General features: G+C 41.0%; 27 protein-coding genes. 8 read left to right on the forward strand and 19 right to left on the reverse strand.

Translation table 11 applies throughout. The annotated features are described in order from the left end of the window. Nucleotides 1–77: 77 nt before the first annotated feature. Nucleotides 78–1,049 carry an oxygen-dependent tRNA uridine(34) hydroxylase TrhO gene (gene trhO / locus ACQKKO_RS16930; protein ID WP_498649425.1) on the reverse strand — a complete coding sequence of 324 codons (972 nt, stop codon included), beginning with the start codon at nt 1,047–1,049 and terminating at the stop codon, nt 78–80. 270 nt (nt 1,050–1,319) lie between these two features. Between trhO and ACQKKO_RS16935 the strand changes: the two genes are divergently transcribed. Together ACQKKO_RS16935 and ACQKKO_RS16940 are read left to right on the forward strand one after the other, a co-directional pair. Then, nucleotides 1,320–2,435, forward strand: coding sequence for a glycerol dehydrogenase (locus tag ACQKKO_RS16935; protein ID WP_498649268.1), 1,116 nt, complete (start codon nt 1,320–1,322; stop codon nt 2,433–2,435). 163 nt (nt 2,436–2,598) lie between these two features. Further along, nucleotides 2,599–3,393, forward strand: coding sequence for a CPBP family intramembrane glutamic endopeptidase (locus tag ACQKKO_RS16940; protein WP_498649269.1), 795 nt, complete (start codon nt 2,599–2,601; stop codon nt 3,391–3,393). Between the two features lie 281 nt (nt 3,394–3,674). On the opposite strand, the gene ACQKKO_RS16945 is transcribed toward ACQKKO_RS16940, so the two are convergent. The 3 genes from ACQKKO_RS16945 to ACQKKO_RS16955 all read right to left on the reverse strand — a co-directional run bounded on the left by ACQKKO_RS16945 (nt 3,675) and on the right by ACQKKO_RS16955 (nt 4,957). Further along, nucleotides 3,675–3,944 (reverse strand): hypothetical protein, encoded by a 270-nt coding sequence (locus ACQKKO_RS16945; protein ID WP_498649271.1) that lies wholly within the window; start codon nt 3,942–3,944, stop codon nt 3,675–3,677. A gap of 85 nt (nt 3,945–4,029) precedes the next feature. Further along, nucleotides 4,030–4,398, reverse strand: coding sequence for a thiol-disulfide oxidoreductase DCC family protein (locus ACQKKO_RS16950; RefSeq protein ID WP_498649273.1), 369 nt, complete (start codon nt 4,396–4,398; stop codon nt 4,030–4,032). Nucleotides 4,399–4,408: 10 nt separating this feature from the next. Beyond that, nucleotides 4,409–4,957: a histidine phosphatase family protein gene (locus tag ACQKKO_RS16955; protein ID WP_498649275.1), complete on the reverse strand. Its 549-nt coding sequence runs from the start codon at nt 4,955–4,957 to the stop codon at nt 4,409–4,411. A 78-nt stretch (nt 4,958–5,035) separates the two neighbouring features. Here ACQKKO_RS16955 and ACQKKO_RS16960 point away from each other — a divergent pair, with 78 nt between their 5' ends. Further along, nucleotides 5,036–5,455: a DUF1801 domain-containing protein gene (locus tag ACQKKO_RS16960; RefSeq protein ID WP_498649277.1), complete on the forward strand. Its 420-nt coding sequence runs from the start codon at nt 5,036–5,038 to the stop codon at nt 5,453–5,455. 50 nt (nt 5,456–5,505) lie between these two features. Here the strand turns inward: ACQKKO_RS16960 and ACQKKO_RS16965 are convergent, their stop codons facing one another. Then, nucleotides 5,506–6,042 (reverse strand): GNAT family N-acetyltransferase, encoded by a 537-nt coding sequence (locus tag ACQKKO_RS16965; RefSeq protein ID WP_498649279.1) that lies wholly within the window; start codon nt 6,040–6,042, stop codon nt 5,506–5,508. A gap of 82 nt (nt 6,043–6,124) precedes the next feature. Here ACQKKO_RS16965 and ACQKKO_RS16970 point away from each other — a divergent pair, with 82 nt between their 5' ends. The 3 genes from ACQKKO_RS16970 to ACQKKO_RS16980 all read left to right on the forward strand — a co-directional run bounded on the left by ACQKKO_RS16970 (nt 6,125) and on the right by ACQKKO_RS16980 (nt 8,254). Continuing rightward, nucleotides 6,125–6,553 carry an NUDIX domain-containing protein gene (locus ACQKKO_RS16970; RefSeq protein WP_498649280.1) on the forward strand — a complete coding sequence of 143 codons (429 nt, stop codon included), beginning with the start codon at nt 6,125–6,127 and terminating at the stop codon, nt 6,551–6,553. Nucleotides 6,554–6,578: 25 nt separating this feature from the next. Continuing rightward, a complete protein-coding gene (locus ACQKKO_RS16975) occupies nt 6,579–7,070 on the forward strand; it encodes a tetratricopeptide repeat protein (protein ID WP_498649282.1) in 492 nt (163 codons plus the stop codon). A gap of 89 nt (nt 7,071–7,159) precedes the next feature. Then, entirely contained in the window at nt 7,160–8,254 is a 1,095-nt protein-coding gene (locus ACQKKO_RS16980; RefSeq protein WP_498649285.1) for a CAP domain-containing protein, read from the forward strand. Nucleotides 8,255–8,536: 282 nt separating this feature from the next. Here ACQKKO_RS16980 and ACQKKO_RS16985 read toward each other — a convergent pair whose 3' ends face one another. Continuing rightward, nucleotides 8,537–9,865, reverse strand: coding sequence for a sodium-dependent transporter (locus ACQKKO_RS16985; protein WP_498649287.1), 1,329 nt, complete (start codon nt 9,863–9,865; stop codon nt 8,537–8,539). A 210-nt stretch (nt 9,866–10,075) separates the two neighbouring features. Between ACQKKO_RS16985 and ACQKKO_RS16990 the strand changes: the two genes are divergently transcribed. After that, nucleotides 10,076–10,159, forward strand: coding sequence for a putative holin-like toxin (locus ACQKKO_RS16990; RefSeq protein WP_479826201.1), 84 nt, complete (start codon nt 10,076–10,078; stop codon nt 10,157–10,159). A 223-nt stretch (nt 10,160–10,382) separates the two neighbouring features. Next, a complete protein-coding gene (locus ACQKKO_RS16995) occupies nt 10,383–11,552 on the forward strand; it encodes a DUF418 domain-containing protein (protein WP_498649289.1) in 1,170 nt (389 codons plus the stop codon). A 136-nt stretch (nt 11,553–11,688) separates the two neighbouring features. Here ACQKKO_RS16995 and ACQKKO_RS17000 read toward each other — a convergent pair whose 3' ends face one another. The 13 genes from ACQKKO_RS17000 to ACQKKO_RS17060 form a co-directional block, all read right to left on the reverse strand. Beyond that, nucleotides 11,689–12,933: an alpha/beta fold hydrolase gene (locus ACQKKO_RS17000; protein WP_498649290.1), complete on the reverse strand. Its 1,245-nt coding sequence runs from the start codon at nt 12,931–12,933 to the stop codon at nt 11,689–11,691. Beyond that, nucleotides 12,923–13,351, reverse strand: a complete 429-nt coding sequence (locus ACQKKO_RS17005) for a YhfM domain-containing protein (protein WP_498649292.1) — start codon at nt 13,349–13,351, stop codon at nt 12,923–12,925. The genes ACQKKO_RS17000 and ACQKKO_RS17005 overlap by 11 nt, the downstream gene beginning before the upstream one ends. Nucleotides 13,352–13,374: 23 nt before the next feature. Then, nucleotides 13,375–13,653, reverse strand: a complete 279-nt coding sequence (locus ACQKKO_RS17010; protein WP_498649293.1) for a hypothetical protein — start codon at nt 13,651–13,653, stop codon at nt 13,375–13,377. A 16-nt stretch (nt 13,654–13,669) separates the two neighbouring features. Then, nucleotides 13,670–13,966 (reverse strand): hypothetical protein, encoded by a 297-nt coding sequence (locus ACQKKO_RS17015; protein ID WP_498649295.1) that lies wholly within the window; start codon nt 13,964–13,966, stop codon nt 13,670–13,672. Between the two features lie 247 nt (nt 13,967–14,213). Continuing rightward, complete coding sequence (locus ACQKKO_RS17020; protein ID WP_498649297.1) at nt 14,214–14,774, reverse strand: hypothetical protein; 561 nt, start codon at nt 14,772–14,774, stop codon at nt 14,214–14,216. 227 nt (nt 14,775–15,001) lie between these two features. Beyond that, on the reverse strand, nt 15,002–17,584 hold the full coding sequence (locus ACQKKO_RS17025; RefSeq protein ID WP_498649299.1) for an FtsX-like permease family protein: 2,583 nt from the start codon (nt 17,582–17,584) through the stop codon (nt 15,002–15,004). Next, entirely contained in the window at nt 17,581–18,264 is a 684-nt protein-coding gene (locus tag ACQKKO_RS17030; RefSeq protein ID WP_498649300.1) for an ABC transporter ATP-binding protein, read from the reverse strand. Before ACQKKO_RS17030 ends, ACQKKO_RS17025 begins: the two co-directional genes overlap by 4 nt. Nucleotides 18,265–18,343: 79 nt before the next feature. Further along, a complete protein-coding gene (locus ACQKKO_RS17035) occupies nt 18,344–19,348 on the reverse strand; it encodes a sensor histidine kinase (protein ID WP_498649302.1) in 1,005 nt (334 codons plus the stop codon). Then, entirely contained in the window at nt 19,335–20,045 is a 711-nt protein-coding gene (locus ACQKKO_RS17040) for a response regulator transcription factor (RefSeq protein WP_498649304.1), read from the reverse strand. The genes ACQKKO_RS17035 and ACQKKO_RS17040 overlap by 14 nt, the downstream gene beginning before the upstream one ends. Before the next feature lie 78 nt (nt 20,046–20,123). Next, nucleotides 20,124–20,633, reverse strand: a complete 510-nt coding sequence (locus tag ACQKKO_RS17045; RefSeq protein WP_498649306.1) for a tubby C-terminal domain-like protein — start codon at nt 20,631–20,633, stop codon at nt 20,124–20,126. After that, nucleotides 20,630–21,247, reverse strand: coding sequence for a hypothetical protein (locus ACQKKO_RS17050; RefSeq protein ID WP_498649308.1), 618 nt, complete (start codon nt 21,245–21,247; stop codon nt 20,630–20,632). The genes ACQKKO_RS17045 and ACQKKO_RS17050 overlap by 4 nt, the downstream gene beginning before the upstream one ends. 16 nt (nt 21,248–21,263) lie before the next feature. Beyond that, nucleotides 21,264–21,845 carry a GNAT family N-acetyltransferase gene (locus ACQKKO_RS17055; RefSeq protein WP_498649427.1) on the reverse strand — a complete coding sequence of 194 codons (582 nt, stop codon included), beginning with the start codon at nt 21,843–21,845 and terminating at the stop codon, nt 21,264–21,266. Beyond that, nucleotides 21,830–22,327 carry a GNAT family N-acetyltransferase gene (locus ACQKKO_RS17060; RefSeq protein ID WP_498649310.1) on the reverse strand — a complete coding sequence of 166 codons (498 nt, stop codon included), beginning with the start codon at nt 22,325–22,327 and terminating at the stop codon, nt 21,830–21,832. The genes ACQKKO_RS17055 and ACQKKO_RS17060 overlap by 16 nt, the downstream gene beginning before the upstream one ends. Between the last annotated feature and the right edge of the window lie 130 nt (nt 22,328–22,457).

Consider the following 22,457-nt stretch of genomic DNA (forward strand, 5'->3'; position numbering starts at 1 on the left):
TTATGTATCCAATTCTCTAAGAACATAAAAAAACGTGGTCCCTCCCCCTTAAGGAAAGTCCCACGTTCTCGTGCGCTCTATGCGTTTACTTCTCTTTTCTCACCGATTGCTGCAAGTCTTGCATCAATCTCCGCTTCAGAAAGATTGTGTTCTTTATTGATATATAAGTTACGTGGGTGTACGCGACACTCTGGAGTGCATCCACGCATGTATTTATGTTCATTTTCTTCAGATGCAATAATTTGTTTATTACACTCTGGGTTTGCACAATTCACATAACGCTCACATGGCTCACCGTCAAAATGATCACGTCCTATAACAACATGCTCTTTTTGATTGATTGGAACCGTTAAACGCTCATCGAACACGTAACACTGTCCATCCCAAAGCTCACCTTGTACTTCAGGGTCTTTACCGTAGCTGACAATCCCTCCATGAAGCTGAGAAACATCCTCGAAGCCTTCACGTTTTAACCAGCCAGAGAACTTTTCACAACGAATGCCGCCTGTGCAATATGTTAATAGCTTCTTACCTTCAAGCATCTCTTTATTGTTACGAACCCATTCCGGAAGTTCGCGGAATGTACGAATATCTGGCTTAATGGCCCCACGGAAATGACCAATCTCATATTCATAATCATTTCGTGCATCTATGATCACTGTATTTTCATCCTGCATTTGTTCAAAAAATTCTTTTGGAGCCAGGTAATTACCTGTTTGCTCTTTCGGATTGATGTCGTCTTCTAGTGATAAGTTCACTAGCTCAGAACGAGGACGTACGTGCATCTTCTTAAATGCATGCTTGTCTGCTTCATCAATTTTGAAAACCGTATCCTTAAAACGATCATCAGCGTGCATGGCTTTCATGTATGCCTCTGTTTGTTCAATGCTACCAGAAACCGTTCCATTAATCCCTTCTGACGCTACAAGGATTCTTCCTTTTAACCCAATCTCCTTACAGAAGGCAAGGTGCTCGGCAGAAAATGCCTCTGGATCTTCAATTGTTACATATTGATAGTAAAGTAATACCTGATACGTAGTGTCTTTCATTTCACTCATATTTAATAAACCACCTATTCATTTATATTTGCAGGATACAAATCTTAGGCTTGCCTATGTGTGTAGGCTCTCTAATCTTAATTCCTTGACCGGCATTATTTTAACAGAAATGAAGCCTAGAATCCAGAAGACTTTTAATGGAAGTCTACATTTTCACATAATACTCCTTCATTTTGGAGACGTTATAAGGGGTGTTTGTAGGTTTTAAGTCCTTATCTATGAGGAATAGATAAAGGAACGATCATTTAGGGGGTAACAAAAGTGGAAAAAGTATTTATTAGTCCAAGCCGTTATGTACAAGGAAAAAACATTCTTAAAAGTGGCGCAAGCAGCTACATACAGAAGTTAGGTAAACACGCTCTACTCATTGCAGATGAGTTTGTATGGGATATGGCAGGAAATCAATTAGTCGACACTTTAAAACAAGATGGAATTGAAGCAGAAAAAGTCACATTCGGTGGAGAATCTTCACTAAATGAAATCGATCGGATCATCAAGCTTGGTAAAGAAAGCTCTGTTGATGTTGTCATTGGATTAGGTGGAGGTAAAACACTTGATACTGCAAAAGGGGTAGCGGACAAGCTAGGGTATTCAGTGGTAATCATTCCAACAACTGCTTCAACAGATGCACCAACTTCTGGCCTATCTGTTATTTACTCTGATGAAGGTGTATTTGAAACGTACTCTTTTTACGATAAAAACCCAGACCTAGTCATTGTAGACTCTGCCATTATCGCAGGTGCTCCACCACGTTTCTTAGTATCTGGTATCGCCGACGCATTAGCTACTTGGGTTGAAGCTCGTGCCGTTAAACAATCTAATGGACAAATTATGTCTGGTGGTCAACCAACGATTGCTGGTCAAGCAATCGCTGAAAAAGCTGAAGAAGTGCTATTTGAATACAGCATTCAAGCAGTGGAAGCCAATAAGAATAAACTCGTGACACCAGCACTGGAAGCAGTGATTGAAGCAAACACACTTTTAAGTGGACTAGGCTTTGAAACAGCTGGACTTGCTGCAGCACATGCTATTCATAATGGTTTCACAGCGATCCACGGTGACATTCACAACCTAACTCATGGTGAAAAGGTTGCTTATGGTACAATTGCTCAGCTTATTCTTGAAAACAAGCCATTAGATGAGCTTGATCGCTACCTAGAGCTTTATGTTCAGCTAGGCTTACCTGTAACACTTGAAGAAATGCACCTTCAAGATGCATCTGATGAAGACTTACTGAAGATCGCTGAATTGGCTACACAAGAAGGAGAAACGATCCACAACCTTCCTCAAAAAGTAACTGCAGATGACGTGGTTCAAGCCATTAAAGCAGTTGATGTGTATGCGAAGAGCTTTAAAGAGCGTTACGGATTTGATTGATTAGTTCCATTTAAAAACAGGTAGCTCCGTGTTGGGGCTGCCTGTTTTTTGTCTGCATTATTTTCCTGAAAAAGGTAGACTATATATTATTACTGTCTTACCATGAGTATTAATGCGCTAACTATTTACATAATATTTAATGAATTGTATAGGAGTTGATAAAGTGCACCAAAAACGAAAAGCATGGCGTTCATTTTTATGTTTCTTATTTATTGGAATCGTAGCCGTTCTAACCCTTTATCCGATGCTCCTTGAGCAAATCAGTGCGCAATTAAATGATCTTGGGGTTTCAATTGAACTTCCGTTAAAGCTTTTAACAGCTTTGTCATTAATCAATCCCCTACTTTTTATTATTATCGGTCTAACAATCGGTCATTTCTTGGCTGAGAAAACTGGTTTTTCATCATTGATTTATGAAAGAGATCGATATGGGACGCCGTTTTTTAGTCGTTTGAAATTCATGCTTCCATCAGCAGTTGGGTTTGGTATGCTTACGGGTATCACGATCCTACTTGTTGATTTCTTACTTCTTCCTTACCTGCCTAAAGAATTACATGCTTCCTCTGAAGACGTATCGATTACATTTTTTGACCTTGGCACACGGTTTTTATATGGCGGCGTCGCTGAAGAACTTATGCTCCGCTTCGGAGTCATGACCCTTCTTGTATTCCTCATGTGGAAGATCTTTCAACGTCGCAAAACAAAACCAACCCCAGCCATTGTATGGACAGGAATTATTCTTTCAGCTCTACTCTTTGGTCTAGGTCACTACGGAGCAACAGCCTCATTAACTGAGATGACTCCACTCGTTTTTCTACGTATGATCTTTTTAAATGGGTTTGGAGGTCTTATCTTTGGTTGGCTTTATTGGCGTAAAGGTCTTGAAGCGGCTATGATTGCTCATATCTTTACTCATGTGGTGTTTGTATTTGTTTCTTTGTTACGTTCATTTATTTAACTTTAACTTGAAGAGCTGAGACTAACATTAATGCGGATACCAAAACATGAAGATAGCACAATATCCGCTACAGGAGAATCCCTCGCTTTCCGCGGGGACGGCCTCAGCCCCTTCCGCGGGAAAGTCGCCGCTACAGTGTCTTCACCGCGTCCTATTCCGCAGGAGTCTCGGGTTCTCCTTTCGCTCGTCTTAATAAAAAGCACAAAAAAACGAAGGACGAATGATTCGAAGGTAGAATCATTCGTCATCTTTCATTAACTTCTAGTTTTGTCCCAGATTCTTTATAATTCTCGAGCCATATCAATTAACGGTGCTTTGTTTTCATAATAGTTAGTTAATAAATCCTGCACGTCGATCCCGTTGATGGTTAATCCTTGGATGTCGCAATTCTCAATGGCCACGTTATTTAAACGACAGTTTTCAAACACAACGTCACGAATGTCTCTCTCTTTTACTTTTGTTTGTGACCATTCTACTTGCTGTAAGTTTTGATCACGGATAAATCCTGAAAACGATACTAGGTCTCTCTGTCCTTTTAGATGGTTCATCATCGAAAAGTCCTCCCCTTGGTTATTTTCTGATTTTTCTAATAGTATACGCCTTTTAGGGTTGGACTGCAAAGAAAAAATCCATCAGCTAGGATGGATTTTCTTCCAGTCGACCAAACCACTCGTATCGATTCTCTGAGACGAACTGATACAATGGTACACCAAGCTTATCTGCCAGTGGGAGAAACAAAATCCAGGCAAAAGGAATCGCTAACGGTACATTCATAAGGATCTTTCTAACCGTATAGAAGCCAGCCTTGATCTCATTTGTGGACGTAATCATATGAATTTCATCATAAAGGTTTCGATTGCGTAGAAACCGGTAATTTGTTTGATGGATTTTCTGTACTGGAAGCCATTCTAATCGGTGAAACCAATCTAACTTCATAATAATGGACTTGATGGATTGACATAATGGACATGTGTCATCATAAAAAATAAGATGTTTTTTGCTCATTGTTTCCTCCTCACGAGTTCCATAGCCTTGTCATGGATAACGATTCATCAGACTCTGCTGTAATTAAGTAAACATCGGGGTTACTCAACTGCTTCCACTCTCTAAACCCAAATCTTGAATCAACATAATGAAGGAGTAATGAGAGCAAGTTCCCATGAGAAACAATCGCAATCCCTTGTGAGGAATCATCGGCTAGAAGCTCTTTTACGACCGTAACAATTCGGTCCTGAGCTATCTGACTGGATTCTCCATCGCCTACCACTTGCTCCATATCAGAAAAAGATGCTTCTAATTTATCTAACCAATCATCTAACGGTTGTTTACTTAGTACACGCTCCGTTAGCCGTTCATCAAGCGTTAATTCTACCTTTTCTTGATCACAAAATGGCTTAATCGAATCGACAGCACGTGTATAAGGGCTTGTTATGACACGATCAATTTCTTCATGTGTGAGAAATTCAGCTAGCTCTAGCGCTTGCTGCTTCCCTTTTGCAGTTAATGAGGCAGTTGGCTCCTGTCCATCCGCTTCACAATGACGAATTAAATAAATAGATTTCATGCGCTCACTCCCTCATAATGAACTTATACTTTACTTTACCATCTCTATTCGTTCTCAAACATAAAAAGGAGAGATTGTATGTACAGGCTAAAAACACAGGAAACGGATCAAAGTGTCATTGAATTTATTGAACAAGTGGAACACCCCCGAAAACGTGAGGATGCATACAAGCTCTTAGATTTATTCACAGAGACGAGCGGATACTCGGCCAAGATGTGGGGCCCCTCTATTATTGGTTTTGGTCGCTATCACTATAAATATGAAACTGGACATGAAGGTGAAGCCCCACTCGTCGGTTTCTCTCCACGAAAAGCAAAGATTAGTCTTTACTTTGTAACTGGCGAAATAGAACGAGATAAGCTGCTTGATGCATTTGGTAAGCACACGACTGGAAAAGCATGCGTGTATATTAACAAGCTTGCTGATGTAGATGAAGATGTTTTACGTAAACTGATTACTCAGTCAATTGAGTTTCTGCAGGAGCAGTATGGTGAGTAGTGATTTTTAGCCTAGTCTATATATTAGATCCGTATTTTTGTTCCAATTAATCATACCGTGTATTGTATAAGCCAGCAATCACGGTATACTCCTTCATGCCATTCATGTGATGGCAGAAGCTTTTGTTTAGTAAAACCACACTTTTCATAACACGCTAATGCACGATGGTTCTGTACCTGAGGTTCCATCACAATGGAATGCACATGTTCTTTCTTCTTTAGATACTCAATCATTGTCTGGATCAACATGGTTCCAATCCCTTTATCACGGTACCCCTCTTCACCAATGAATTGGTCTAGGCCATATATCGTTCCTTCTACCTCCTGAAGTCCGTACTTGCTCCTCTCTTCATCATCAATTTCGTAATACTGAATGTAACCAATTGCTTGATCCTCCCATTTAATTAAGCACCTGATTGTGGTACCTTCTTGTTTATAAAACGTTTCTAAGACTTTGTTTAGATCAAACGGATTGTCTCTTCCTTCATAAAATTCTAAAACAGCCGGGTCTGATAACCATTTTACAAGTAATGGCGCGTCCTCTTTTACAAGGGGGCCAATATGAAGCTGTTGATTTCTAATGATCATACCTCTCATCCTTTTGCTGTAGATTTGTTTGATTAGAACTAGTAAACTTTGTATATATTAGAGAGAAACGAGCTGATCGATCTTGAAACGCGTTGATGTTGCCTCTGCTATTATCTATGACAGAGATGGACGAATTCTGCTAGTGGAAAATAAAAAAGAATTAAAGACATATTGGAGTACTCCTGGTGGTGCCGTTGAACCGGGTGAAACGATTAAAGAAGCTGTTATTCGTGAGGTGTTTGAAGAAACAGGCTACCACGTGCAAGTGGGTGAACTCCACTCTGTACGTGAGAGAACCTTTCAAGAAAGAGGTCAGCATGCCACCATCTTCACATTTTACGCTGAGATCGTAGGCGGCCGCCTGCTAAATAACGATCCGGATCAAGACATTATAGATATCCAATGGATGGACGATGTATCAGCTAGCCAATGCATGTCAAAGCTGTATAAAGCATTACGATTAGACAGGAAGCAAGATTTCTTTACCCCATTCTATCAACTAGATTCGTAATATCAATAAAGGCAGGTGTGTATGATTGTTTAGAGAAGCGATAACTCACTTGGATCATGGCGATTACATGAAGGCTCAGACTCTTTTACTCGCCTTAATAAAAGAGAAGCCGGAAGATCCCGACCTACATTTTTATTTGGCCTCGTCTCATGACGGACTTGGTCAGGAAACGAAAGCTATTCCTCATTACCAGCAAGCGATTGAGCTCGGTTTAACTGGCATCCATTATGAAAAAGCGTTTATTCAGCTAGGAAGTAGCTTACGTTGCATCGGTAAATATGCAGAAGCTGAAAAAATCTTCCATAATGGACTGAAAGAGTTTCCCGAAAATGCAGCGTTGTCCGTCTTTCTAGCGATTACGGAGTATAATCTTGGACACACTCGTCAATCGACCCAACGCCTTTTGACAGTGCTAATGGAAGAGCCAAAAAATGAGTGGTTACAGACTTACAAGAAGGCTTTAACCTTTTATGCAGCGCATTTAGATGAAACCTGGACTAATACGTCAGACACATAAGCTTCACTATTTTCCACATTAAAAGATTTGACTGTGCCCCTTGACCACGTATAATTTACAGACACACCGAACAAAAAGGGATGTGACAGATGAGACGCTTTATTTTAGTCATTGCCGTGGTGATTATTGCATTCACCACTCGACATATATGGATGGAACCTGCAAAAGAACTTCTGCCTGCTTCTATTATCGAACCGATTCAACGTGATATGGACAGCTCGGTTGATCATTTATCTGATCTTGTTCAATCGATTCTTCCAAATCAATATAGCCTTTCGCAAGCCGAGGACGATGAAATAGAAAGAGTCGCACCGGAATTAGATACGCCAGACCAACTATTCTCTGTACATAATACGGAGCTTGGTGATTCTCGGACAGATGTTGAAAACGAACTTGGAGAACCGATGAGAACCTCAAGAAATGAGTATGGCATAGACTGGGTAGCTTACCATGATGACTATCACGAGTTTGTGATGGTTGCGTATGACACACAAGATGCAGTGAAAGGCCTTTATACAAATCAGGATCTAATTAGCTCTACAACTCCTATTGAATATGGCACTCCAAAGGACCAGGTACGTGAACAATTAGGAGAACCTGAGGCTTATATGAGGAAAGGTCTGTATCGCTATGAGGTGAATCAAGATCAGGAGTATGACTTGTTTCAGTTAGAAGATAGCTATGTGACTGTCTTTTATGACAAACATCAGAATAATATGGTTACAGCGATTCAACTGATAGATGCGAACCTTGAACAAGCGAAGAAAGATTTATATACACAGTCGAGTGATGAGCTTAAAGAAGGCTTTGAGTATCAACTGTTTGATTTAACAAATGCATCTCGTGTAAACCATGGGCTGGGAGTCTTAACTTGGGATGAGCAAGTACGAGAGACTGCGCGTAATCACAGCTTGGATATGGCTGAAAATCAGTATTTTAGTCATACTAACCTTCAAGGTCAATCTCCGTTTGATCGCATGGAGCAGGATGATATTTCGTTTAAAACAGCTGGCGAGAACTTAGCTTACGGCCAGATGAGTAGTATTTTTGCACATGAAGGATTAATGAACTCACAAGGACATCGGGAAAACATTCTACAGGACCGGTTTATGCGCCTTGGTGTAGGGGTTGCCTTTAACGAACAATCACAACCCTATTACACGGAGAACTTTTTTACGAGTTAGCGAATGGACTAATCTTGGCAGAGACGAATCTAAAAATCAATAAAAAATGGCGAGTGATTCAACGATTGAATCACTCGCCATTTTTATTTTTTACACTATGAGCGGAAGGAGAACCCGACACTCCTGTGGATAAGTACGCGGTGAAGACTCTGTAGCGGCGGTTTTCCGCGTAAGAGGCTGAGGCCGTACCCGGCGGGTGGGAGGGATTCTCCTGCAGTGGATATCGTGCTATGTTCGTGTTTGGATATCCATAATAATGTAATATCCAGACCATTCTTAGTTTTAAAACAGTCCAAATATAAACACAATCACAATAACCAATGGAACGATCGTTTGCATCAGAAGATACCACAAGTTTGCGGTTCCACTAAGATTGCCGCTTTCCATCCGGTACTGCTCGATCAAAAGGCTTTTCTTTACTTTAAAGCCTACAAATAAAGCAATAAACAAACACCCAAGCGGTAGCATGATATTTGAGACAAAGAAGTCTGTCAGATCAAAGACTGTTCGATCAAGAATGAGCACATCAGCCAGAACATTGTTGGATAATGCCGCTGGAATTCCAGCAATGACCACCAGGATCCCACTGATTAGTGCCACACGATTACGCTTATGCTTTTTGTTCTGCGTAAACGCTGATATCATAATCTCCATCAAACTAAATGAAGACGTTAGTGTCGCAAAAAAGAAAAGCAATAAGAACAAGCTTAAGAATAGTCCTCCGAAAGGTAGTTGTTCAAATACAGTAGGCAGAACAATAAATAAAAGATTTGGTCCTGAATCCGGGCTAAGGTTAAACGCAAAAACTGCCGGAAAAACGGCAAGTCCTGCTAGCAAGGAAACAAGAAGATTTAAAATCACAATCGAGCCTGCTGACCTTGGAAGGCTTTGTTCATTTCCAAGATAGGAGCTGTAGGTCACCATACACGAGAATCCGACTGCCAGAGAGAAGAACGACTGTCCAAGTGCCTCAAGCGTACCTGCCGTTGTAATGCTGAAGAAGTCTGGACTTAAGAAGAATTTGACTCCTTCCATCGCCCCATCTAACGTTAACCCTCTTACAATGATAATGAGTAAAAAGACAAACAAAAGCGGCATTAAATACTTGTTTACTCGTTCAATTCCATTTTTGATTCCAAACGAAAGGACAATGACATTTAATCCGATAAATACGATGAGACCGACCGCACTAATTAACGGGCTCCCAACTATAGAGCCAAATAAGACTTCGTAATCTCTTCCCGATTCCAAAATCGAGCCAGTGAGAGAAAGGAATGTATATGTGAGGACCCATCCGCCAATGACGGCATAAAAAGTAAGTAGCAAAAAGCATCCGACTACACCAAAGTGACCAATCCATTTCCACAAACCAGTGGCGGATAGTTTTTTGTATGCCGAAACTGCCTCCCTTTTTGACCCACGACCAATTACAAATTCAGCAATTAACAGTGGCATTCCAATAAGTACAGTAAAAAAGATAAAGAGCAAGAAAAAGGCGCCACCACCATTGGTTCCCGTTAAATACGGAAATCTCCATAAGGCACCAAGCCCTATAGCTGCTCCGGCTGACGCAAGAATAAATCCTAATTTAGAAGACCATTGTTCTTTCATAGTTAACCCTGCTAAGTTGCAGAATGACACCTGCCTTTTTTAAATCGAATAGACTAACATTGAAGGCTTTTTAAACAAAAGTCAAGTTCCCCCTCAGAAAACGGGACAAAAGTTATCTATTTCTTCACCCTACATCTATGTATACTTACCCTAGCAGATCTTTTCATACGGGGCTGGCAGCACCTCTTCAAAAAGGGGGTGAGGCCATACATGACAGTTTATGAGGCAATAACGACCATGATCGGATTTTCCATGCTCGTGCTTGCCATTCTGTCTTTCAGAAATGAAAAATAAGCCCCGTATATGAGTTGACCGCTCACGGAGCTTATTTGTGCTCTATTGCGCCAGTCTCAAAAAAGATCAGCTGCCTGCTCCCATTAGCGTGGGGGCAGTTTTTTTCGAATATTTCTAGCTTTATTATATCTAAATGGCGCATACCATTTCAATGGGTAGATGTTGAAACTTTTTTACGTTTCAACCGAATATATGGAAGAAGTCATAACTATTGGGGGATAGAGTGGAAACCATAAGTACCAACTCAAAAGGAAGTCGAATTCGTTTATTAGACATACTCCGAGGCTTTGCCATCATTGGCACACTCGGAACAAACATCTGGTTATTTGCCGATCCCGGTGCAGCACTTTCATTGTTAACCATGCAAGAAGGAATGGGCACAGCCGACGCATGGGTACATGGCTTTCTTGCCGTGTTCACTAATGGGAAATTCCTCGGACTCCTGACTATCATGTTTGGAATTGGACTTGAACTGAAGTATCAGAAATCGTTACGTACTGGTCGTCCCTGGCTCCGCATGTATATCTGGACGATGATCTTGCTTGGCTTAGACGGGTTACTGCACTTTGTCTTTGTCTTTGAGTACGACGTCTTAATGAGTTATGCGTTCACCGGAATCATCGTCGCATTTCTTGTGGGTCTTCGCCATCAAACATTAAACTGGATTATGGCAGGTGCCGCAACCATTCATATTATTGGTCTTATGTTAATCTCCGTTGTCTGGGTGTGGATCATGAACGCAGAGGGCATCCTTGAAGAGCTCATTGGTTCGTTCCAGGAAACAGAAGCGGTGTATACAACCGGTACATATCTGGAACAAATTCAGTACAGACTCTCCGATTTTATCGGATTACGCTTTGAAGCAATCGCCATTATATGTATGAACTTGTTTCTTTATCTTTTAGGTATTCGTTTATATCGTGCGGGCGCATTTAGCCAAAACGAAACAGGACGCGCGATCCGCAGACGATTAATGATCTGGGGACTCGGACTAGGTATTCCATTAAATGCTCTTGTCTTTGTACCTGGAAACGTCTTTGATCTAGCTAGTCGCTATCTCTTCGCCCCGGTGCTATCGCTTGGATACATTGGACTTCTTGCCTTTATCCTAGAAAAGAATGTGTTAAAGTGGATCCTGGCACGCTTTGAAATGATCGGCAAAACAGCCTTAAGCTGTTATGTCCTGCAAAACATTTTGGGCTCAATTTTATTTTACAGCTGGGGCCTTGGTCTCGCACCCATTGTAGATGTCTATCAAGTACTAGCCGCCTGGGTAGGAATTACAGCCGTTATGATGATTGTCGCTCAGTTGTTTGTGAAGTATCTGGGGACCGGGCCGCTTGAATGGGTTTGGAGAAAATGTTCAAACGCACCTTTTAGGAAAGTGGCTTAAGCGTAAGGATTTGGTGAGCTCTCTCATGATGATGAGGGAGCTTGTTTGTTGATGCTTTGAGCTCTTTGTTGATTCCCTGCTCTCTATGTTGATTACTCTCCCCTATGATCCCGACGCTCTAGTAGTTCCCCTCCACTCACGCAAACTCCTCCAAGAAACAAAGCAGCTCCTTCCACGATTTCTTTGTAGCTTCTGCATTTGCTGCCTTTGTCCCACCAAAATCCATAATCATCCTGCCGCCCACATGCATGAGTACATTCGCTGGCATCCCTGGTAATGCGTAAGGGAACGCGAGAAAATGTCCAGCTTCCTCAAAATATAGTTCGCTTGTCTCAGCGTCCGTTTTCTCCGCAATTTGTCTCGCAAATCTTTCTGAAGGCCACACTTGGTCCTGGCCACCGGCAATAAGCATTACGGGAGCTTTGATATGTTCGACCTCTATTCGGCTTGCTTCAACTTTCTCAGGCTTAGATAAGCTATTTTCCCAAATAGATAAAAAGGAAACAGGCTTACGTTTAATCATCCCTCCAAGCATTGAGAACATTTGTGCAGGTCGATACTTAAAGGTAAGATACGATACATTCTTTCCTCTGAGTGTCCAGGAAGGAATAGGGGCATAGATCGTATTTTTTAAACCTGAGGTTACATAGGCACCTGGTGCACCTGCCACAACCGCCTTACATTCATTAGGATAAACAGAGGCGAGCAAAAGTGCTGCTTCAGCGCCTCTTGAGTAACCGATGAGCGTCACGCTCTCAACACTGAATCGTTCCTTCACCCATTGAAAAGCTCCATTAAAATATTCTAAAGGAATTTGGTCCAAATCCTTTGGCACACCCTCTTGACCAAAATAAGCTAGTGCAAACACGTTGTACCCTTTAGTAGCAAGTAGTGCGGCGGCATGTTCTTGAATCTCCCCATCCGAACCTCCTAAAACAACCACCACTGGCCTTGCCATATCTTCCTGATGGTAAAAAAGTGTTCCCACAACCCCATCTTCACGAACAACCTCTCTACTTACATCCTCAAGATCGAATGCTCTTATGGCTGTAGCCTGACCAACTTCTTTCCCCTCACGCTTCAAGGTCCACTCCATTTCAAGCTCAGCCGCATCCGATTTATAAAAATAATCACCATGTGCCGTATTCACTTTTTCTGCAGACCAAAACAACCCTTCCACATCTGGTTGAGGAAGAGTTTGTTCACCTTTTTCATTTACTTCAATATGTACGGATGACTGAAATTCATTCTTCTTTTGGTCAATCAGTCTCAATTCAACCTCAAGCTTCTCAACTGGCATGCAGCCTGACACTGTAATCGTTGTCAATTCATCGATTAACCCATGCCTGGGAGAGACATGAATTGCTGGTTTATTCTCCATCTAATACTCCCTTCTCATGAAACAGTTCCTTTAAGCTCGATGTTTCTTCTTCAAGTAACGTATAGTATACTTCATTCCCGTCTTCTGTTCGCTCCATTAAAATGGCTTCAGTCGTCTCTTCATCTAACCAAAGATACATTGGATTTATTTCTTGTTCGATGAGATCTAAACGGTATTGTGCGGGTTCAATGTCCAGAATCCCATCCATCTTTTTAGCCGATTGTAAAACGGACATCATCTGATCTATGGCTTCCTTTTCTGTCCATTCTTCAATCGATTCTGCTTCAACTTGTTCTCCATTTACCAACTCATACAGCTTAATTTCCTGCACTCCATGATTGGGTTGCTTTTGTTGACTACAAGCACCTAACACGCCGATGCTTAAAAACAATATAGCAATCATCATACTTTTTTTCATTCAAGTTCCTCGCTTTACCATTTTTAAGGCTCACTAATGCCCATTGCTAAGAATAACAAGGATGAATAAGCAAGTACAGCTCCATTCCCTAAGAGACCAACAATTAGATAAACAAACCTTTTTGAGAGAATGGCAGATACGATGGCTAAAAGCATTCCAATCAGTGAGAGTGCTACTCCAATGATGATCATCATATTCACATTTGCATCTGGGCCTCTTAGCACAAAGAAACTAATCACATATAAAACAATACACATAAGTGACACGATTCCACTCAATCTACCTACTCCGTGTTTATTCAATGCGACGTCCCCCTCTTTACGTGCCAGACTCAACCATCAACATAACTAAAAATAAGAATCCACTGATCATCAACATAAAGCTATTTCCAGCGACACCAACAACAAATAGCTTGGAACGTTTTGAGGCTTTCCCTGAATAAAAAGCGAGTGTGATACCAGCAATCGATAGTACAGCAAATAGTATAATTTCTGTATAAATGCCCGCATCTGCAATTAATTGAGTGTAAAAAATGGTCATACTAATAAGCATTAACGCAATAGAGCCTAATGCTAAGCGTTTTCCACGTGTTTCCTGTGTGTTCTCTCTTTCCATTCTTTTATATCCCCCTCTTCCTTAAAGAACTTCTCGCTCCGAACGTCAAAATCCTTCAAGTAATTATACAGAAAAAAAGAGTTGAACCAGTATATGCTCAACTCTTCCATTATATCTTATTTGTTTTTCTGATCTTTAAATGTTGAATACGTCAGCATCCCTAGACTAAATACAATGACGCCCATGATAAGCCACATAAATAGGTCAAGTAAATCCATGGTATCACCTCTTTTCTGTAGGGTTCATGCTACTGAACACATTCAAAACTGTATTCATTTGACATCTTCCACCATGCCTTTTGAGGTTCTCCCCCCATGCCACCTAGATCGCCTGAATCAATGGATGGTGAACCTCCCATATCGTAGCAGCGATTAATCAAGTTTTGTTTCTCTTGGTGATTCATATACTTTGAAGAAAAATACAGTGCTGCCCCTGTGAAGATTCCAATGATAGCAATGCCACCCCAAATAATGGCGGGAGCGACTTGCGTTGAAATGTCTCCAGAATCAGGTGTCGCGTAGTTAATCATCTCTTGAATTTGGTCATCTGATAGTTGATCAAGTCGTTCTTGAATAAGCGTAAATTCTTCATCCGTAAACGAGTAAAGCTCTAGTGCTTTTTCCTGATCAATGTGTGCCGTTCTTGCATTTGTGTCTACATACACACTACGTTCTAATGCTTCAAGAGCCTCTGGAGAAAATTGCAACGGCTCATCATCTGAAGCTGCAGAAGCCTGCCCTGCTGGAAAGATAAGAGAGGTGACCAGCAACACCGCACTCATAACCGAAAGAAAACTCATCCTGTTCATCATTTAAAACCTCCTAAAAAGTTTGAAAAATGATCTACACATAAAATGGTAAGGGGATCTGGAATTCTTTTGAAGTGTCGAACGAAGCAAAATCTCTGTAGACGTTTTTGACCATAAAACGGTAAAATTGTGCAAGAAGTTAGCAAAAAATAGCAAGACCACAATGCGATTGATATGTTTCCCTCAATAAACCAGCTGACACTCCAATGTCAGCTGGTTTTTATCCTTTATTGATTTTCTTGGGTTAAGCCTTCAATGATCGTTTCATTTTTGGTTTTGGCTAAGGAGTACAGCATCGCTAGCCCTACAATGACAAACACTCCGACTATGACTCCAAGAATATGAAGCCAAGGGATCGTGAAGCTGTATGAGAAAGCATACTGAGTTTGACGATAGATGATGTACATAACCAACACACTTAATGGTAACCCGTAAAGCAGAGCCTTTACTCCGTAAAAGGCACTCTCAAACATCATCATCTTTTTAAATGATTTGTTTGTCAGTCCGACTGACCTAAGCATCGCAAATTCTCGTTTACGTAAGGCAACGCCTGTTGAAATGGTATTCAGGATATTTGCTAGGGAGATCAGTGTAATTAATGTGACGAATCCATAGGTGAACACGGATAGAACGGCAATCATTTGCTCGCCTTGTGTTCGATAATCATACATGTTATTTATCGAGTGATTTGTTATGTCCGAAAGTGTTTGTTCAGTTGCCATTGGGTCGTCACTTTTTACGTACATTAAGTTATTCTCTTCTTTTAGATCTGACTCGTTTAATATTGCTTCAAACGTTTCGTTGGACACAAAGATGTCTACGGATCCTAAGTACGCATTATGACTTCCCATTGGTGTTTTGTCAGTTAAAGCTGTGACTGTCAGCGAAGGTAACTCTTTTATCTCTTCTGTCTCCCAATTGGTTTCTATGATGTTTAACGAATCGTTGATGTTTGTGATAATTGAATTTGTCTGAACATATTTACTTTGCTCGTAATCCTCATAAGTGATTGTATCAACAACAATTGCAGACATCGGGTCATCATCCCAATCACCAGGAATCTGTGCAACATCCACATATTCATCTAAACTATCTTTGTCAAAGGAGGTGATTTTGGCATAATACCTATACTGTCCATCCTCCATTCGATCGTAACCACCAGATTCAAGAAGCTCAGGTGCCACCTCTGATTCATCTAAATACAAAGAGACACTCATTTCTCGTTGAGTTAAAACGTCTGTTACTTCTTCAGCGTTTTCCATACTCTCTCTTAATTCACTCACCGACTCAGCGTCGTCTGAGTAAACCTCCAAATCATAACTCACAGCCTCTCCAGACTCTGCAATTTCATAGGACTGTTTTAGACTATCAGTGAAAAAAGAGACACTCAAAAACAGAACAATACTCACAATGAGAGACAGTACCGTCACGTGATATCTCTTTTTATTGCGCTTTAGATTCTTGAGTCCGAGTTCAGCTTCAATGCCAAACAGTCGTCGTACTAATTTAGATGTGCGTATGGATTTGTTTTTAAGCTTGATATCATGTGTTTGCCTAATTGCGTCCAATGCTGTAATTCTAGAAGCACGGAGCGCAGGGAACCAAGTAGAGATAAAGATTGTTAAGGTAGATAATACAATGGTGATGAGAATGGAAAAAGGCGTAACAGTTAAGCTCAGCTGCTGCTCAAGTCCAATGGAATCAAGCATCGGATTAATCGCTAAAAACGTAATTCCAATTCCAACAATACCAGCGACAATCCCGATTGGAACACTGATTACCCCAATAATAAATCCTTCAAAGAATACTGAATTGCGCTTTTGACGTTTCGTTGCCCCAACACTTGAAAGCATACCAAGGTATCTTGAACGCTCCGAAACAGATATCGCAAATGCATTAAAAATTAATGCAACTGATCCCGCGATAATGACAACAATAATGACACCTAGCATTCCATTCATCGATCGATCAATACTGTCACTTGCGGTAATTCCTGAATGGCGCAAGAGATCACTATTGTATTGCACATTTGTGATATCAAGCATTTCAGAGAGTTCATCCGCATGGTCATAAATCGATCGATTCAGTTTGTCTACATATACAAAGCTATCCAAAGGGGATTGCTCATCACTTTCATCATAATAGGAGAGCGCCATGTAAGCTGGATACCACATCCGTTCCCAGCCAGGCTGTTCGAATGTACCGACGATTGTGTATGAGGTTTCATTGACATCAATGAGGGTTTCGTTTGATTCGCCATCTTCATCCCGCTCCAGACTATCTTCACTTGTTAATAAACCGTCCTGCGCCTCCGCCCACTCTGCCTCAGTGAATCTCTTTCCAGCAGCAAGCGTCACTTCATCACCAATGGACCAAGTAACCTCTTCTTCCTCTAGAGACGAGCTTACAATCAGTTCATTTTGCGTCTTAGGTAAGCGCCCTTCAAGCAATTGCACGCCAAATTGGCTAAATGCGTCATCGTTCATTCCTCTGACCCACAAATACGGCTTAAAGTTTGTTGAAGGTTCATCAAGCTCAGCGTATCCACGATCTTGAATTAGTGAGAGTGACCGCGTTTGTTCATCCTGTAGCAGACTATCAACTTGATCAGTTGTTATATCCTTGTAGGAAATGTGCCAATTTCCATTATTCTCGATCGCTTCCTTTTTCAATAAGTCAGCATAAGACACACCAATCGTTGCAACGGCCATAATCATTGCTGCCGAGATAATGGTTCCGAGGATTGTCACTAATGTTCGTTTTTTATTTTCTTTTAAATGACGAACCGTCAGCTTATTCACAATGTTCATGGCCGGATAACCTCATCACTAGCAATCTTGCCATCCTCAATTGTAATCACACGATCCGCCTGCAGGGCAATCCGATCATCATGGGTAATCATAATTAGCGTTTGTTTATATGTTCGGTTAAATCGTTTAAGTAGATCAATAATTTCTTTACTGTTTTTACTATCAAGATTTCCAGTCGGTTCATCAGCCAGCATGATCGAAGGGTGACTGATCAACGCACGCCCGATAGATACCCGCTGTTGTTGTCCTCCTGACAATTGATTTGGTAAATGCGTTAACCGATTATCTAGGCCAAGCTGTCCAATCAAGTCTGTGAAATGCTGCTGATCCACCTTGTGCTCATCTAATAAAAGAGGCAACGTTAAGTTCTCTTCAACCGTTAAGATCGGGATTAAATTATAAAATTGATAAATGAGTCCAATCTGACGTCGTCTAAAGATCGCCAGCTGCGTCTCGTTTAAATCATAAATATTTGTTTGATCGATCAACACATTCCCACTTGAAGGACGATCCACCCCACCAAGCAAGTGCAAAAGTGTAGACTTACCAGATCCAGAGGGACCAATAATCGCCACGAACTCTCCCTTATTCACAGTAAATGAGACGTTATCCAATGCCTTAACAGCTGTTTCTCCCTTGCCATACACTTTTGACAGGTTTTCAACCTTTACTAATTCCATATAATTCCCTCCAGCAGTTGATATCCTAAGTGTACAAAGAAAAGATGACGCTTTAATGACTCATCAGGTGACAATCTAGTCACTTTCGGCTTTGCTTATAAAATGTAATGCGAAACACCGTACCTTCTCCTTCTTTACTCTGAACGTCAACCTCTCCATTTTGACTTTTAATCATTTGCTGAACTAAGGCCAAACCAATGCCGACGCTTCCTTCTTTAGCATGTGTTCCTTTGTAAAATCGCTGAAAGATATAAGGAAGCTCCTGCTTTGGAATGCCACTTCCGCTATCTGCAATCTGAATTTCAGTAAATAGAATGTTACTTGTGTAGGTGATCGTTAGCTTTCCACCCGGTTGCGTATGCTCCACCGCATTCTTTAACACATTCCCGACCGCTTCCATACTCCAATGCAGATCACCTACATACTGAACATCAGGGTTTCCCTTAATATCAACGTGGATTTCTTTTAACTCAATTGGAATGAGCAAGGGGTGAAGCGAGCGCTCAATGAGTTCCTCTACCAAAACCTCTTCATTTTTAAATACAATTCCCCCGGCATCCATCTTTGAGAGCTTTAAGAGTGAAGTCACTAACCATTCCATTCGTTCAAGCTGGACAAGCTGATGACGTGCAAACTCACGCCTTTTATCATCATTCACTTTTGGCTCATGCAAAAGATCAGCCATGACAGTCATAGACGTAAGGGGTGTTTTCAACTGATGTGAAATGTCTGAGATCGCGTCGCTTAGCTTATTTTTTTCTCCTTCTAAATCAGCGCTTTGCTCTGAGAGCATTCGTGTTACACGATAGATATCATTTTTGAGGATACTCAGCTCCCCCTCCGCGTTATCCCGAATATCAAGCGATTCACTTCCAGCGGCGATACTCCGCACATATTCAGATAACCGCTCAATATCCTTATACCGCCTATTCGTGAAAACAAAAAAACCTCCTACTATAAGAATAGAAGGAATAAGAACAAGCAAAAACGCAGGTACCTGGAGAAACATAACGCAAAGCACACCACCACCCATAACCAAAGCAAAATAAACCAGCAAACCCTTTACTTCTCTATGACGTAGCATGGCCGTCACCTGCCTTATAACCAATGCCTCGTACCGTTTGAATCAACTCAGGTTGATGCGGATCATCTTCAAGCTTTTCTCTAAGTCTCTTTATATAAACTGTTAACGTATTATCATTTACAAATTCCCCACCTACATCCCAAATCCGGTCCAGAAGCTGAGCACGTGAAAGGACCTGTCCAGGATGAGCTGCAAAAATCATAAGCAGTCTGTATTCCAGAGCAGTCAGCACAATTTCCTCACCACGTTTATATACCTTGGCTTCTAATGTATGGATATCAATTGTCCCTATTGAAACAATGTTCGTTTGTGTCGATGGCGACTTCGTTTGCTTGGAATATCGTCTAAGCACAGATTTAATCCGTGAAGTGAGCTCTCTTACTCGAAAAGGCTTTGTAATATAATCATCAGCTCCCATATCGAGCCCCATTACCACATTCACTTCTTCATCCATCGCTGTTAAGAAAATAACAGGAAGATCTGCTTTGCCTTTGACAAGCTGACAAAGCTCATACCCACTTCCATCAGGGAGCGTTAAATCTAATAAACAAAGTGTAATCGTCTCAAGCTCCTGCTCAATGACTTGCTTTGCTCTTTTCGTATTCTCACATAACCGAACATCATAGCCTTCTTGTTTCAAAGAATAATTTAATCCCTCAGCAATGGCTCGGTCATCTTCTACAACTAGGATCGTCATGTGTGTCCCTCTTTCTGCATCATACTCTCCCATTATTCTACTCATTTTTCCGCGCTGAGTATACTTTACTTTTTCCAGTCAACTAAGGTGGGAGGAGCACCAAAATGTATGGACAAGACTATAGAAAAGGATAAGCGGCATCTGTAAAAAATGATCGTCCACTTCTCCTTCATAAGTATGTTTGATGTTGGTCGTACGCTCGGTATTCCCGATTTGTGCTTCGTTATCATTCAGAATAACTGCAGTCCGGTCCATTTTAATTTTAAAAGTGAAGGTTGGATGGCCCGCTAGATTCACTACCACTTGGTGCGCTTTAAAAAAACCTTTTGGGTATTCAGCTTCACCGATTTTCTCTTCGTTCTTACTAATCTCCCACTTCGTCTCACCCAGTAACTTGCTCTTTATTTGAGTAATTGTGTATGTATCCTGATTGCTTTCATCAAATGCACGAATGTTCACATCATCTATCGGCTTACGTGTTTGTTTTGTAAAAAACCTCTCCATTGAGCCAATCTTTGATTGATGATGGTAGATTGGAAAGGAGTCAGAGGATCTGGCTATTGTTGGCGCGGTGTAACTAAAGTTCACTGTTTACCCTCCCACTCTTCCTCAAAACACATATACCAATAATAAGAAGGATCAAGTAAAGCAACAGCGTTTCTCGTTTCGATCCATCCCTCACTATTCCCTTCAAATGCTTTGATTCTCTCAAATTGACTTTTACGATCAAATTCACGATAAATCATAAGAACCTGCGATTTCTGATATTTGTTTAGAGTAAGAATTTTATCATTCAGTTGATCAATATCAGCCAATGAATCTACATATTGAATACCTATCACATGTTCAGGATGATAGCCTTCAGCTGACTCAGTAAAAAGTTTCTCAATCGTGTCCTCCGCCTTTTGAGGCAATGACTCACGTTCTAAATGAAGCGAAAGAGAAATATAATTTTCTTTATCGAATCGTGTATCCCATTTCCACCAGGATAAGTCCATTGGTCTTGAACGACCGGTTAAATCATTTCGTTTTGAATCCACTACATACGCATCAAACCCTAACCATTCTCCTAAACAGGCAAAATAATCGATTTCTCTAATTGTGAACATCGAACGATTATGTAAGGAAGACAGATTTAAACGACGAAAATTTCGGACGTAGCCTTCAAAGAAGGACATAAGAGGATGTGTATGGCTGGACATTGATTACGACTCCTTTTTAGATTAATTTTTTCTCATAGCACCTACATTCATGAACCCTTTCGTAGCTGCTCTTGATCTGCTCAAGATCGTCTCCCGTATAGTGTGCGAACCCTTGAATAAAGTGTAATCCTTCTGTCTTCAAAGAGACTTGATCGTTTTTGTCTACAAAAACGTGATAGTAGAATTCTACTTTCATAAATCCGCTCTCTACATACCATTCACTCACCCAAACATCATCTCTTGTCCATGCTTCAAAACGGTTAAGTCCCTTTTTAAATGCCAGTTTCTCTGCTTCTGCTAGCAATTGATTGCCAATGCCCATTCTCCGGTAGTCCGGGTGAACAGCGATGTGCCAGATCATCCCGCCTAATCCTTCCCCTCTAGAGCATACCGTTTTTTCTTCGACTTCATATTCCACATCAATGAGACCCACGACTTGATTATCTTTAACTGCCACCAACTCAATCGAGGGATGCTCATACGTTTCTTTCTTCTTTAGGACATTGTCAAAGTACGCAGTATCCAGAAAGGCAAGTACTCTGCAACGAAGCCAGCTCAGTTCATCTGATGGTTGATATGGTCTTATTTTGATGTTAATTCAGCCCCTTTTAAGTTCAACACAGCTACAAGTTCCCCGTCTTCATCAATCTCTCCTGTTTCAACAAACCCACACGAGGTGTACAATGCTCGCGCTACTTTATTGTCTGCCTCATAAGAAAGATAAATGGTACTCGCTTCGCCTTTTGGAAATGTGCGAATGTAGTCTATCGCTTCATGAGTCGCAAGCATTCCGTAGCCCCTGCTTTGAAATTGTTTATCTAGCATCAGTCTCGCAATAGTGTAACTCGGGCCTCCTCCAAATTCATGCTTCTCGCTGTACGTCATCATGATAAAGCCAATCATCGTATCCCCCGCGTATACCGCAAAAGGCATAACGGTTAGCTTCCCTTCTTCTAAAGCCACATACGCTTGCGCCAAGCTATATTCATTTGATCCAACAAAGGTTTTCTGATTTTCTGCCACTTCAAGCTTTAAACATTGATCAAGGTTTTCCCAGGTAATTTTTTTAAATGTGATCATTGTTGTTCATTCTCCAATCTTTTTAGTGCTGTTTCTAATCTATTATTATTCTAGCTAGATTAGCGTAATTTCTTTACCATTCCCCTTGCTAATTTTCCCATATGCCATCTCCCTCCTACTATTCGACAAA

The sequence above is a fragment of the Alkalihalobacillus sp. NPDC127517 genome (genome assembly GCF_050276055.1).
Classification (GTDB): Bacteria; Bacillota; Bacilli; order Bacillales; family Bacillaceae_D; genus Alkalicoccobacillus.

What these genes read in the sequence shown, in the direction of transcription:
- trhO (WP_498649425.1), bottom strand. Translation starts at nt 1,049, where the DNA reads ATGAAAGACACTACGTATCAGGTATTACTTTACTATCAATATGTAACA.
- ACQKKO_RS17035 (WP_498649302.1), bottom strand. Translation starts at nt 19,348, where the DNA reads ATGCTACGTCATAGAGAAGTAAAGGGTTTGCTGGTTTATTTTGCTTTG.
- ACQKKO_RS17000 (WP_498649290.1), bottom strand. Translation starts at nt 12,933, where the DNA reads ATGGAGAATAAACCAGCAATTCATGTCTCTCCCAGGCATGGGTTAATC.
- ACQKKO_RS16980 (WP_498649285.1), top strand. Translation starts at nt 7,160, where the DNA reads ATGAGACGCTTTATTTTAGTCATTGCCGTGGTGATTATTGCATTCACC.
- ACQKKO_RS17050 (WP_498649308.1), bottom strand. Translation starts at nt 21,247, where the DNA reads ATGTCCAGCCATACACATCCTCTTATGTCCTTCTTTGAAGGCTACGTC.
- ACQKKO_RS17005 (WP_498649292.1), bottom strand. Translation starts at nt 13,351, where the DNA reads ATGAAAAAAAGTATGATGATTGCTATATTGTTTTTAAGCATCGGCGTG.
- ACQKKO_RS16945 (WP_498649271.1), bottom strand. Translation starts at nt 3,944, where the DNA reads ATGATGAACCATCTAAAAGGACAGAGAGACCTAGTATCGTTTTCAGGA.
- ACQKKO_RS16965 (WP_498649279.1), bottom strand. Translation starts at nt 6,042, where the DNA reads ATGATCATTAGAAATCAACAGCTTCATATTGGCCCCCTTGTAAAAGAG.
- ACQKKO_RS16960 (WP_498649277.1), top strand. Translation starts at nt 5,036, where the DNA reads ATGTACAGGCTAAAAACACAGGAAACGGATCAAAGTGTCATTGAATTT.
- ACQKKO_RS16950 (WP_498649273.1), bottom strand. Translation starts at nt 4,398, where the DNA reads ATGAGCAAAAAACATCTTATTTTTTATGATGACACATGTCCATTATGT.
- ACQKKO_RS17030 (WP_498649300.1), bottom strand. Translation starts at nt 18,264, where the DNA reads ATGGAATTAGTAAAGGTTGAAAACCTGTCAAAAGTGTATGGCAAGGGA.
- ACQKKO_RS16955 (WP_498649275.1), bottom strand. Translation starts at nt 4,957, where the DNA reads ATGAAATCTATTTATTTAATTCGTCATTGTGAAGCGGATGGACAGGAG.
- ACQKKO_RS17040 (WP_498649304.1), bottom strand. Translation starts at nt 20,045, where the DNA reads ATGACGATCCTAGTTGTAGAAGATGACCGAGCCATTGCTGAGGGATTA.
- ACQKKO_RS17060 (WP_498649310.1), bottom strand. Translation starts at nt 22,327, where the DNA reads ATGATCACATTTAAAAAAATTACCTGGGAAAACCTTGATCAATGTTTA.
- ACQKKO_RS16985 (WP_498649287.1), bottom strand. Translation starts at nt 9,865, where the DNA reads ATGAAAGAACAATGGTCTTCTAAATTAGGATTTATTCTTGCGTCAGCC.
- ACQKKO_RS16990 (WP_479826201.1), top strand. Translation starts at nt 10,076, where the DNA reads ATGACAGTTTATGAGGCAATAACGACCATGATCGGATTTTCCATGCTC.
- ACQKKO_RS17025 (WP_498649299.1), bottom strand. Translation starts at nt 17,584, where the DNA reads ATGAACATTGTGAATAAGCTGACGGTTCGTCATTTAAAAGAAAATAAA.
- ACQKKO_RS17020 (WP_498649297.1), bottom strand. Translation starts at nt 14,774, where the DNA reads ATGAACAGGATGAGTTTTCTTTCGGTTATGAGTGCGGTGTTGCTGGTC.
- ACQKKO_RS17015 (WP_498649295.1), bottom strand. Translation starts at nt 13,966, where the DNA reads ATGGAAAGAGAGAACACACAGGAAACACGTGGAAAACGCTTAGCATTA.